This is a genomic window from Nocardia carnea, assembly GCF_029868855.1.
Classification (GTDB): Bacteria; Actinomycetota; Actinomycetes; order Mycobacteriales; family Mycobacteriaceae; genus Nocardia; species Nocardia carnea_A.
This window is the reverse complement of the sequence record NZ_JARWOV010000321.1, coordinates 1-13421: the sequence shown is the minus strand read 5'-3', so window position 1 is coordinate 13421 and position 13421 is coordinate 1. Positions and strand designations below refer to the sequence as shown.

Genomic DNA, 13421 nt, shown 5'->3' with positions numbered 1-13421 from the left:
GATCGAGTCGGCGTTCCTGGCGCAGCCGCAGGTCAGTCAGGCCGCGGTGACGGTTTCTGCTTCCCAGTTGGGTGAGCAGTTGGTCGCTTATGTGGTTCCGGCTCCGGGGCAGGCGATCGTGCAGACGACCTTGCTGGAGGCCGTACGTGAGGTGCTGCCGACCTACATGGTTCCGGCGGCTGTGGTCGTACTGGATGCGTTCCCGTTGAATACTTCGGGCAAGTTGGATCGGAAGGCGTTGCCGGAGCCGGAGTTCGAGACTCGGGAGTTCCGGGCGCCGTCGACTCCGATCGAGGAGATCGTGGCGGGTGTGTTCGCCGATGTCCTTGGTGTCGACCGTGTCGGTGCGGATGATGATTTCTTCGCTTTGGGTGGTAACTCGCTGATCGCGACCCAGGTCGCGGCCCGGGTCGGAAAAGCGTTGGATGCGCAGGTCCCGGTCCGGATGCTGTTCGAAGCATCCACGGTCGCCGCCTTGGCGGCTGCCGCCGAGACCGCCACCGGTCGGGCCGGTCTGCCGGTACTCGCGCCGCGCCCGCGGCCGGAGCGGGTACCGCTGTCGCTGGCGCAGCAGCGGATGTGGTTCCTCAACCGGTTCGACAGCGCCTCGGCCACCTACAACATCCCGTTCGCCATCCGGCTCACCGGTGATCTCGATGTGGCGGCCCTGCAGGCCGCGCTCGCCGATCTGGTGGACCGGCACGAGGTACTGCGGACCATGTACCCCGAGGTGGACGGTGTGGGTCACCAGCAGGTGCTCCGCGCCGACGAGGTGGCACTCGACCTCGTCGCCGAACCTGTCACCGAAGCGGAACTGCCGGAGCGGATTCTGGCGCTGGCCGGTGCGGTCTTCGATGTCACGGTCGCGCCGCCGTTCCATACGACCCTGTTGCGGCTGGACGAGCGCAACCATGTCTTCGTCCTCGTCGCGCACCACATCAGCGCCGACGGTTTCTCGCCGCGACCGCTGCTGCGCGACCTCGTCGTCGCCTACAGCGACCGCAGTCGCGGGGTGCAGCCCGGCTGGGCGCCGTTGCCGGTCCAGTACGCCGATTACGCGCTCTGGCAGCGTGAGGTGCTCGGCTCGGAGGACGATCCCGAGTCGGTCGCCGCCCAGCAGGTCGCGTACTGGGTCGAGAACCTTCGGGATCTCCCCGATCAGCTGGAACTCCCGGCCGACCGGCCGCGTCCGGAGATCGCCTCCAACTCCGGTGCCGTCCACGACTTCGCCGTTGACCCGGCTCTGCGCACCGAGCTGGAGAATCTGGCACGTTCCCAGGGCACCACGCTGTTCATGCTGGTGCACGCGGTGCTGGCCGCCTGGTCGAGCCGGATGTCCGCCGGCGGTGATATCGCCATCGGTACCCCGATCGCCGGCCGTGGCGAACAGGCACTCGACGACCTGGTCGGCATGTTCGTCAACACCCTGGTGTTGCGTACCGAGGTGTCCCCGGCGATGCCGTTCACCGAACTGCTCGCCGAGGTGCGCCGTACCGATCTGGCCGCCTTCTCGCATGCCGATATACCGTTCGAGCGGCTCGTCGACATCCTGAACCCGCGCCGCTCGCAGGCGCATCACCCGCTCTTCCAGGTGGCGCTGGCGTTCGAGGCCGCGTCGGCGGCGGATATGCGCAGCGTCTCCCTGCCGGGCCTCGAGCTCGAGGTCGTCGACTTCGATCCCGGTCTGGCGAAGTTCGACCTGCAGCTCACCGTCGGCACCGACGGTGCCGTGGACGGCAGCCTGCTCATGCAGTGGTCGTATGCCACCGATCTGTTCGATCCGGAGACCGTGCGCGGATTCGCCGAGCGGCTGGTGCGGATCCTGCGTGCGGTCGTGGCGGATCCCGATATCGCGGTCGGCGATATCGATCTGCTCACCGAATCCGAGCGCACCGATGTCGTGCAGACCTGGACAGGTATTCGTCCCGACGCTGCCCCGGGTGTGTTCAGCGTCGAGGGCCGGGCGGTCGACCTGCCCGAAACGGCTACTCTGGCAAGCCTGTTCGAGGTGGCCGCCAGTGAACATCCGCTGCGGACCGCCGCGAAGTCCGGCGACGACCGGCTCACCTATGCCGAACTGGATCGCCGGGCCAATGTGCTGGCCCGCCGCTTGATCGACGAGGGCGCCGGACCGGAGAACCTGGTCGCGGTCCTGCTGCCGCGTTCGCTGGATCTGGTCGTCGCGCTGCTCGCGGTGATCAAATCGGGTGCCGGCTATGTACCGGTGGACCCGGATTCGCCCGCGGAACGCCTCACCTACATCCTCGGTGACGCGCGCCCGGCGACCGTGGTGCTGGATTCCACCCTGCGGGTGGACCTCCCGGCCGGCGTATCGCGGGTCGCGGTGGACGGATTCGCGGTGGAGGCCGGCGATATCGAGGACGCCGACGACGGCCCGATCACCGACGCCGACCGCCGCGCGCCACTGCGGCCGGACAACACCGCCTACGTCATCTACACCTCCGGTTCGACCGGCCGCCCCAAGGGCGTCGCGGTCCCGCACCGCAACGTGGTGCGGCTGTTCGCCAATACCGAGCGCGAATTCGGATTCGGACCCGAGGACGTGTGGACGCTGTTCCACTCCTACGCCTTCGACTTCTCGGTCTGGGAGCTGTGGGGCCCGCTGCTGTTCGGCGGCACCCTCGTGGTCGTCGACTACTACGTCTCCCGGTCGCCGCAGCAGTTCCTGGAACTGTTGCGCACCGAACGCGTCACCGTGCTCAACCAGACGCCGTCCGCGTTCTATCAGCTGGCCGAGGCGGATCGCACCGCGGCCGACGACCGTCCGCTGGCGCTGCGCTATGTGGTGTTCGGCGGCGAGGCGCTGGAACTGCGCCGGCTCACCGACTGGGTCCAGCGGCACGGTGACGGTACGGCCGGGCGCACCCATGTGGTCGACGGGCGGGAAACCGCGTCGCCGCTGCTGGTGAACATGTACGGCATCACCGAGACCACGGTGCACGTGTCCTACCGCGCGCTCGACGCCGCCACCATCGCCGGCGCGGCCGGCAGCGTGGTGGGTCGTGCGCTGGGCGGCCTGAAGATCTATGTGCTGGACGAACGGCTACGGCCGGCGCCGGTGGGTGTCTCGGGTGAGCTGTATGTCTCCGGTGTGCAGCTGGCCCGCGGATACCTGAGCCGTCCCGACCTGACCGCGGCCCGTTTCGTGGCCGACCCGCTGGGCGAACCCGGCGACCGCCTGTACCGCTCCGGTGACCTGGCCCGCTGGAACCGCTTCGGCGAACTCGAATACCTCGGGCGCGCCGACGACCAGGTGAAGGTGCGCGGATTCCGGATCGAGCTCGGTGAGATCGAAGCCGCCGTACTGGCACAGCCGGGCGTGGCGCAGGCCGCGGTGATCGTCCGCGAGGACAAGCCGGGCGATCACCGCATCGTCGGTTATCTGGTGGCCGACGACGGTGCCGAACTCGACACCGAAGCCGTCCGCACGGGCGCGGCGGAGCGGCTGCCGAGCTATATGGTTCCGTCCGCACTCGTAGTGCTGGACCGGATTCCGTTGACCATCAACGGCAAGCTGGATCGCCGGGCACTGCCCGCGCCGGTCTTCGAATCGGCGGGCACGCGCGCGGTGTCGACGCCCATCGAGGAAATCGTGGCCGGGGTCTTCGCCGACCTGCTGGGCACCGAGGGGATCGGCGCCGATGACGATTTCTTCGAGCTCGGCGGTAACTCGCTGATCGCGACCCAGGTCGCCGCCCGGATCGGCGCCGCGCTCGACACCGAGGTGCCGGTGCGGATGCTGTTCGAGGATTCGACCGTGGCCGCCCTGGCGGCGCGGGTGGAGCAGCAGGCCGGCGCCGGTGGGCGTCCCGTGCTCGCCGCCCGGCCGCGGCCCGAACGCCCGCCGCTGTCGCAGGCTCAGCAGCGGATGTGGTTCCTCAACCGATTCCAGCCGGAATCGGCGGTCGACAATATTCCGATCGTCTTCCGGATGCGCGGCACGCTGCATGTGCCGGCCATGATCGATGCGGTCGGCGATGTGATCGCCCGGCACGAATCCCTGCGTACCGTGTACCCGTCGCAGGACGGGGTCGGCTATCAGCGGGTGCTGTCACCGGCCGAGGCGATTCCGGAGGTGGAGGTCCGGGAGTTCGCCGCCGGCCTCGGAGTCGAACTGCGCACGGCGATCACCGAATTCGTTGTCCAGGGCTACGATCTGACGGTTCAGCCACCGGTACGGATGCGGATCTACCGTCTGGGCGACGACGACCATGTGCTGGTCGGGGTCGTGCACCATATCGCGGCCGACGGTTTCTCCCTGCATCCGCTGAGCCGCGACCTGCTGTCGGCGTACGAGGCGCGGACAGCAGGCCGGGCGCCCGACTGGGCGCCGATGGCGGTCCAGTACATCGACTACGCGATCTGGCAGCGCGAACTGCTCGGTTCCGAGGACGATCCGGCATCGCTGGTATCCCGGCAGCTCGACTTCTGGAAAGCCGAGCTGGCAGGTCTGCCCGACGAGCTCCGGCTGTCCACCCGGACCCGGCCCGCGGTGGCCAGCGAACAGGCGGCGACCCACCAGTTCGTGGTGCCGGGCGACCTCGTCGAGGAACTCGGCGCACTCGCCAAGGCCCAGGGCACGACTCTGTTCATGGTTGTGCACAGCAGCTTCGCGACGCTGCTCGCCCGGCTCAGCGGAACCACCGATATCGCTGTCGGTATCCCGATCGCCGGACGCGGTGAACGGCTGCTCGACGATATGGTCGGCATGTTCGTCAACACCCTGGTGTTGCGCACCCAGGTCGATCTCGACGCTGCCTTCACCGATCTGCTCGCGCACGTACGCGACCGGGACCTGCATGCGTTCGCGCACGCCGATGTGCCGTTCGAGCGGCTGGTCGAGGTGCTGAATCCGGTGCGGTCGCAGTCGCGGCAGCCGCTGTTCCAGGTGATGCTGGCATTCCAGAACCTCGGATACTCCGAACTGGAACTGCCCGGCCTGACGGTGACCGGGCTGGATGTCGAAACACCGAGCACGCAATACGATCTGGTGCTCACCTTGAGCGAGGCGGCCGACGACGGGCCGGGTATGGTCGCCGAGCTCATGTACGCGACGGATCTCTTCGACGATGCGTTCGTATCCCAGTTCAGCCGGCGATTCCTGCGGTTGCTGCGGGCGGTCGCCGCCGGGCCCGCGGTGGCGGTCGGCGATATCGAACTCATGGAGCCGGCCGAACGGTCGATGATGCTGCAGCGGTGGAACGCCACCGAGTTCCCGGTGGAGACCGCGCTCACCGCGACCCCGGGCAACAGCATCATGACGCTGGTATCGCTGTTCGAGGCGCAGGTCGCCCGGGCGCCCGAGGCCGTAGCGCTCACCTTCGACGATACGAACCTCACCTACCGGGAGTTCGCGAGCCGGGTGCACCGGCTGGCACGGTGGCTGCGCGATGCCGGCGTGGGCACGGAAACCTGTGTGGCCCTCGGTATGCGCCGGTCGATCGACCTGCTCACCGCCGTCTACGCGGTGGTCGCCGCGGGCGGTGTGTATGTCCCGTTGGATCCGGACCAGCCACTCGACCGGCTCGAGTACATCATCGACACGGCGCGACCGGTCTGTGTGCTGACCTCGGGTGAAGACCTGGATCCGGCGATCGGCGGGCAGGTGCGTATCGATCGGCTGGATCTGTCCGGTTTCGCGGATACGCCGGTCACCGATGCGGATCGGTTGCGTCCGCTGCGGCCGGACAACACCGCCTACGCGATCTTCACCTCGGGCTCCACCGGCCGGCCGAAGGGTGTGGTGGTATCCCACCGGTCGGTCGTGAATCATCTGGTGACGACCCATGCCCGGCACGGTGTCAGCCCAGACGATGTGCTGCTGCTGCGTACCCTGCCGACCTTCGACGCCTCCGTGATGGAGATCTTCGTCGCGCTGCAGGTCGGCGCCCGCCTGGTCATCGCGCGTCCGGAAGGACATCGCGACGCGGCATACCTCACCCGGTTGATGGCCGACGAGGGTGTGACGATGGCGCAGTTCGTGCCGTCGCTGCTGTCGGTGTTCCTGTCCGAATCCGAGCCCGAATCCTGGTCCGGTCTGCGCGATATCATCGTCGGTGGTGAGCTGCTCTCCGCCGACCTCGCTCAGCGGGTCCGCGAGATAACCGGTGCCCGCCTGCACAACCAGTACGGTCCGACCGAGACCACGGTCGATGTCACCCACTACGAGGTGACCGATACCGAAATCGGCGCGGTGCCGATCGGTGTGCCCGGGTTCAACGTCCAGGCCTATGTGCTCGACGAGCGGGTGCGGCCGGTGCCGGAAGGGGTACCCGGCGAGCTCTACATCGGCGGCGTGCAGGTGGCACGCGGCTATCTGTCCCGCCCGGACCTGACTGCCGCACGGTTCATCGCGAACCCGTTCCGCGCCGGCGAGCGGATGTATCGCACCGGCGACGTCGTCCGCTGGTCCCCCGATGGGGAACTGGAGTACCTGGGCCGCAGCGACTTCCAGGTGAAGCTGCACGGTCTGCGGATCGAACCCGGGGAAATCGAACACGCGCTGACCGAGCTGGACTCGGTCGCTCAGGCCGTGGTCGTGATGCGCAGTCATACGCGCACGGGCGATCATCTGGTGGCGTATGTCGTACCGGCCGGCGGCCGGGTGATCGACACCGAGGAACTGCGGGCTCACCTGCGCGATCAGTTGCCGTCGTACATGGTGCCGTCGGCGTTCGTGGTGCTGGATGCGTTCCCGCTGAACTCCTCCGGCAAGCTCGACCAGAAAGCACTGCCCGAACCGACATTCGAGGCCCGGGTCTTCCGGGCGCCGTCGACGCCGATCGAGGAGATCGTGGCGAATACGTTCGCCGAGGTGCTCGGGGTCGAGCGGGTCGGCGCGGACGACGATTTCTTCGAGCTGGGTGGTAACTCGCTGGTCGCGACGCAGGTCGCGGCCCGTATCGGTGCCGCGTTGAACGTGAGCGTGCCGGTGCGCGCGCTGTTCGAGGCGCCCACGGTGACGGCCCTGGCGATCCGGGTCGAACAGGCCGGGGAGTCGGCGCGCCCGGCACTCGTGGCGGGCCCGCGCCCGGACCGGATCCCGCTGTCGTACGCGCAGCAACGGATGTGGTTCCTGAACCAGTACGACACCTCGTCGGTGGCCTACAACCTGCCACTGGCTATACGCCTCAGCGGTGCTCTCGACGTGGCGGCATTGCGCGCGGCGGTTTCCGATGTGGTGTGGCGGCACGAATCGCTGCGCACCCGCTACCCGCAGATCGACGGCACCCCGGTGCAGGTGATCGTGCCCGCCGAGCAGGTGGAGCTCGATATCACTCCGGTCGCGATCACCGCGGCCGAGACGGTCGCGGCCATCACCCGGTTCGTGGCGACCGGTTTCGATGTGGCCGAGGAGATCCCGCTGCGGATCCGGCTGTTCGCCCCCGAGCAGGGCGAGCATGTGCTGGTCGTGGTCGTGCACCATATCGCCGCGGACGGTTTCTCGATGGCACCGCTGGCGCGCGACGTGATGACCGCGTACGCCGCGCGGGCCCAGGACGAAGTGCCGGGCTGGGAGCCGCTTCCGGTCCAGTACGCCGACTACTCGCTGTGGCAGCGGCAGGCGCTCGGTGCCGAAAACGATCCGGCCTCGCCGATGGCGCGGCAGATCGCGTTCTGGCAGCGCACTCTCGCCGATCTACCCGATGAGCTGGCGTTGCCCGCCGACCGGCCGCGCCCGGCGGCGGCCTCGCTGCGGGGCGCGACCGTGCGCACCGAACTGCCGGCCGAGCTCGTCCGGACGCTGGAGGAGCTGGCCCGCGCCCGCGGCGCCTCGATGTTCATGGTGCTGCACGCGGCCCTGGCCGCACTGCTGGCCCGCCTCTCCGGGAGCGATGACATCGCGATCGGTTCGCCGATCGCGGGCCGTGGCGAGCGGGCGCTCGACGATCTGGTCGGCATGTTCGTCAATACGCTGGTCCTGCGCACCGCGGTCGAATCGGGGGAGACTTTCGCCGAGCTGCTGGATCGGGCGAAACACGCCGATCTCGACGCGTTCGGGCACGCGGATGTGCCGTTCGAACGTCTGGTGGATCTGCTGGCGCCGCAACGTTCGCAAGCACGCAACCCGCTGTTCCAGGTGGCGCTCTCGCTACAGAACAATGAGCAGCCGGTGCTGGATCTGGCCGGGCTCGAGGTGTCGGGTGTGGACCTCGCCGACGATGTGGCCCGCTTCGATCTCCAGTTCACCCTGGGCGAGAACGCCTCGGGCGGAATGGTTCTGGATCTGAACTACGCCACCGAACTGTTCGACGAAGCCACCGTCCACACGATGATCACGCGGTTCCGGCGGATGCTGTCCGCGGTTGCCGCCGACCCGGATGTGGTGCTGGGCGCAATCGAGATCCTGGACGACACCGAACGGGCCGCAGCGCTGACCCGCACGGGTGGTCCGGCGGTGCCCGCGCGGACGTTGCCGGAGTTGCTGGCCGACGCCGTGACCGTCGATCCGGCGGCACCGGCCGTGGTCTTCGAAGGCGTGCGTTACTCCTACGGGGAGTTCGACGAGCGGTCGAACCGCCTGGCGCGCGTGCTGATCGAGCGTTGCCTGGGTGCCGAGGACGTGGTGGCCGTGGCGGTGCCGCGGTCGGCGGATTCGGTCCTGGCGGAGTGGGCCGTGACGAAGTCGGGTGCCGCGTTCCTGCCGATCGACCCGACGTATCCGGAGGACCGGATCGCGCATATGCTCAGCGATTCCGGCGCGCCGACAGGTATCACGGTGTCCTCGGTGCGTGGCGATCTGCCGGATTCGGTGGACTGGCTCGTGCTCGACGAGCTCGCCCTGGACGGTTACCCGGCGGAGCCGATCACCGACGCCGACAGAGTCTGGCCGCTGACTCCGGCGAACACCGCGTATGTCATCTACACCTCCGGTTCGACCGGCCTGCCCAAGGGTGTGGTGGTCAGCCATGCCGGTTTGGCGAACTTCAGTGCCGAGCAGGTGGACAGGTACCAGCTGACTCCGGAGTCGCGGGCGCTGGCGTTCGCGTCGCCGTCGTTCGACGCCTCGATCCTGGAGCTGTTGCTGGCTGTCGGTTCGGCGGGTGCGCTGGTAGTGGTGCCGACCGGTACCTACGGTGGCGCCGAGCTGGGCGAGCTGATCTCCCGCGAGGGTGTGACGGTCGGTCTGATCACGCCGTCGGTACTGGCCTCGCTCGATCCCGCCGATCTCGCGGGCATGGAAGTTATCGTCGCCGGTGGTGAAGCCATTTCGGCGGATCTGGTCGCCAAATGGTCCACCGTCGCCGAAGGCGGGACCGTGCGCCGGTTCCACAATGCCTACGGCCCGACCGAAGCGACGATCGCCACCAACATCAGCGGACAGTTGCTTCCGGGCGACCCGATCACCATCGGTGGTCCGGTGCGGGGTATGCGCGCATTCGTGCTCGACGACCGCCTCCAGCCGGTGCCCGAGGGGGTGGCCGGGGAACTGTACGTCGGTGGTGTCCAGCTGGCGCGCGGCTACCACGCGCGGCCGGGTCTCACCGCCGGTCGTTTTGTCGCCGATCCGCACGGTGCACCGGGTTCGCGTCTGTATCGCACGGGCGACGTGGTGCGCTGGCGGCGTGACGCCGCGGGTGATCCCGCGGTGGAGTACGTGGGCCGTAACGACTTCCAGGTCAAGGTCCGCGGTTTCCGTATCGAACTCGGGGAGATCGACGCCGCGTTCACCGCGCACGAGACTGTGGACTTCGCGGTCACGACAGGTCACAAGAATGCCGCGGGCGTGGTCTCGCTCGTGACGTATGTCGTTGCCGCGGCCGATCGTACGGTCGATACCGACGAGCTTCGCGAGTACGCCGGGCTGCGCTTGCCGGCCTACATGGTGCCGGCGTCGATCATGGTGCTCGACGCGATCCCGCTCACCCCCGCCGGCAAGCTCGACCGCCGGGCACTGCCGGAACCGGTCTTCGAGACGCGGGAGTTCCGGGCGCCGTCGACGCCGACCGAGAATGTGGTGGCCGGTGTGCTCGCCGAGGTTCTCGGTGTGGAGCGGGTCGGCGTGGACGACGATTTCTTCGCGCTCGGCGGTAACTCGCTGCTCGCCACCCAGGCCGTCGCGCGGCTGGGCGCGGCACTGAACACCCAGGTGCCGGTCCGGGCCCTGTTCGAGGCCTCCGCCGTCGGTGCGCTGGCGGCGCGGCTCGAAGAGCAGACCGGTTCCGGTGGACGTCCGCCGCTGGTACCGCAGCCGCGGCCCACGCGGGTGCTGTCGTCGGGCGAGGTCGTCACCCGTATCCCGCTGTCGCTGGCACAGCAGCGGATGTGGTTCCTCAACTGGTTCGACGGTGGTGCGGCCGCCTACAACATCCCGATGGTGATCCGGTTGTCCGGGCAGCTGGACGTGGCGGCCCTGCGGCAGGCGGTCGGTGATCTGGTCGCCCGGCACGAGGTGCTGCGGACGGTGTATCCGGAGACCGAATCCGGTCCGGTGCAGGTAATTCTGCCGGCGACGGGAGCGGTACCGGAGCTGGATGTCCGGACGGTGTCCGCGGAGGCGGTCGAGACCGTGGTGGCCGAACTGGCGGCGATGTCCTTCGATGTCGCCGAGCAGGTCCCGGTGAATGTGACGCTGTTGCAGATCGACGGTGTGGCAGACGAGTACGTGCTCGCCGCGGTGGTGCATCACATCTCCGGCGACGGTTCGTCGATGGCGCCGCTGACGCGGGATCTGATGACCGCGTACGCGGCACGGGCGGCGGGCCGGGCGCCGGATTGGGCGCCACTACCGATCCAGTACGCCGATTTCGCGATCTGGCAGCGAAATCTGCTGGGCGACGGCACCGATCCGTCGTCGCTGGCGCATGAGCAGCTCGCCTACTGGCGTTCGGCGCTGGCGGATCTGCCCGAGCAGCTGGATCTGCCGACGGACCGGCCGCGGCCGGCGGCCCAGTCGTATGACGGTGGCCGGGTCGAGGTGCGTATCGATGCGCGACTGCACCGGGCGCTGGCGGATTACGCCCGCGAGCAGGGTGCGACCTTGTTCATGGTGGCGCATACCGCGTTCGCGGTGTTGCTGGCCCGGTTGTCGGGCACCGGCGATATCGCCATCGGTACCCCGGTCGCCGGCCGTGGCGATGCCGCCCTCGACGAGGTGATCGGCATGTTCGTGAACACCCTGGTGTTCCGGACCGAGCTCGACGGCGGGGAATCGTTCACCGAGCTGCTGGCACGCCAGCGTGAGGCCGATATCGCGGCCCTCGCTCATGCCGATGTGCCGTTCGAACAGCTGGTGGAAGTGCTGAACCCGGTGCGGTCGACGGCGCGGCATCCGCTGTTCCAGGTGGGCTTCACCTTCCAGAACCTGGCGCAGACGAGCCTGGAACTGCCCGATCTGTCGGTATCCGGGGTCGACGCCGGCGCGGAGGTGGCGCTGTACGACCTGAGCATGATTCTCAGCGACACCTACGACGCGACGGGCGCCCCGGAAGGGATGTCCGGGTATCTGACCTACGCCACCGCGTTGTTCGACCACGCGACGGTGGCCGGGTTCGTGGACCGGTTCCTGCGGGTGCTGGAGGGAATCGTCGCCGATCCCGCGGCGCCGGTCGGTGAGATCGAACTGCTGGATGCGGCCGAACGCCAATTGGTGCTGCACCGGTGGAACGCGACCGAGCAGGCGATCGCGCCGGGTTTGTTGCTGGACGGGTTCGACCGGGTCGTAGCGCAGACCCCGGACCGGACCGCCCTGGTCTACGAGGGCACCGGTCTGTCCTACGGCGAGTTCGCGGGCCGGGTGCACCGGCTGGCGCGGTGGCTGCGCGATACCGGGGTGGGCACGGAAACCTATGTGGCCCTGGGGATGCGCCGGTCGTTCGACCTGCTCACCGCCGCGTACGCCGTGGTGGCGGCCGGCGGCGCGTATGTGCCGCTGGATCCGGACCAGCCCGTGGAGCGGCTCGAGTACATCGTCGAAACAGCGCGACCGGTCTGTGTGCTGACCTCCGGTGAAGACCTCGATCCGGCGATCGCCGGGCAGGTACGCATCGATCGGCTGGACCTGTCCGGTTTCGCGGACACTCCGCTCACCGATGCCGACCGGCTGCGGCCGCTGCGTCCGGACAACACCGCGTACGCGATCTTCACCTCGGGCTCCACCGGCCGGCCGAAGGGTGTCCCGGTCTCGCATCGGGCCGTGCTCAACTATCTGGAGACCACCCGCGAACGGCACGGAATCGGCGCCGGTGATGTGCTGCTGCAGCGCACGCTGGCGACCTTCGACCCGTCCGTCGTGGAGTTCTTCCTGCCGCTGCAACTCGGCGCGCGCCTGGTGATCGCGCATTCCGAAGGGCATCGCGACGCGGCTTACCTCACCCGGTTGATGGCCGACGAGGGTGTCACGATGGCGCAGTTCGTGCCGTCGTTGCTGTCGGTGTTCCTGTCCGAATCCGATCCCGCGGACTGGGCCGGTCTGCGCAGTATCGTTGTCGGCGGTGAATCGCTGTCCGGTGAACTCGCGCGGCAACTGCGGGAACGCACCGGGGCAGCACGCCTGTTCAACCAGTACGGGCCGACCGAAACCACGATCGACGTCACCGCCCACGAGGTGACGGGTGCCGAAATCGGCGCGGTGCCGATCGGTGTGCCCGGCCTGAACACCCAGACCTACGTGCTCGACGACCGGTTGCGGCCGGTGCCCGCGGGTGTCCGGGGTGAGCTCTATCTCAGCGGTGCGCAGCTGGCGCACGGCTATCTGGCCCGTCCCGATCTGACCACCACACGGTTCGTCGCGAATCCGTTCCGTGCCGGTGAGCGGATGTATCGCACGGGCGATGTGGTCTGCTGGACCCCTGACGGGGAGCTGGAGTATCTGGGCCGCAGCGACTTCCAGGTGAAGTTGCACGGCCAGCGGATCGAGCCGGGCGAGATCGAGGCCGCGCTCACCGAACACGACTCGGTGGCCCGGGCCCTGGTCATCCTGCGTCGTTCGGGGACCGGTGATCAGCTGGTCGCCTACGTGGTGCCGGTGGCCGGCGCGACCACCGACGCCGATGTACTGCGGGCCCATCTGCACGATCGCCTGCCGTCGTTCATGGTGCCGGCGGCGTTCGTGGAACTCGACGCGTTCCCGCTGAACGCCTCGGGCAAGCTGGACCGTAAAGCGTTGCCGGAACCGGTGTTCGAGGTCCGCGAATTCCGGGCCGCGGCCACGCCCATCGAGGAGATTCTGGCGGACACCTTCGCCGGTGTCCTCGGGGTGGAGCGGGTCGGCGCGGACGACGATTTCTTCGCCCTCGGTGGCGACAGCATCGTCTCCATCCAGCTGGTGTCGCGCGCCAAGGCGCGCGGCGTGGGGGTGACGCCGCGGCAGGTGTTAGAAAAGCGCACGGTGGCCGGGCGGGCGGCGGTCGCCGAGTTCGCGGAAGCCCCCCCCCGCGGGGGGCGGACCCAGCCCCCAC

At 68.6% G+C, this 13421-nt stretch carries 1 protein-coding gene; it reads left to right on the top strand.

Annotated features, from left to right (window positions below; genetic code table 11):
- A partial coding sequence (locus QH195_RS33225; RefSeq protein ID WP_280438314.1) for a non-ribosomal peptide synthetase occupies positions 1-13421 on the top strand: 13421 nt, incomplete at both ends.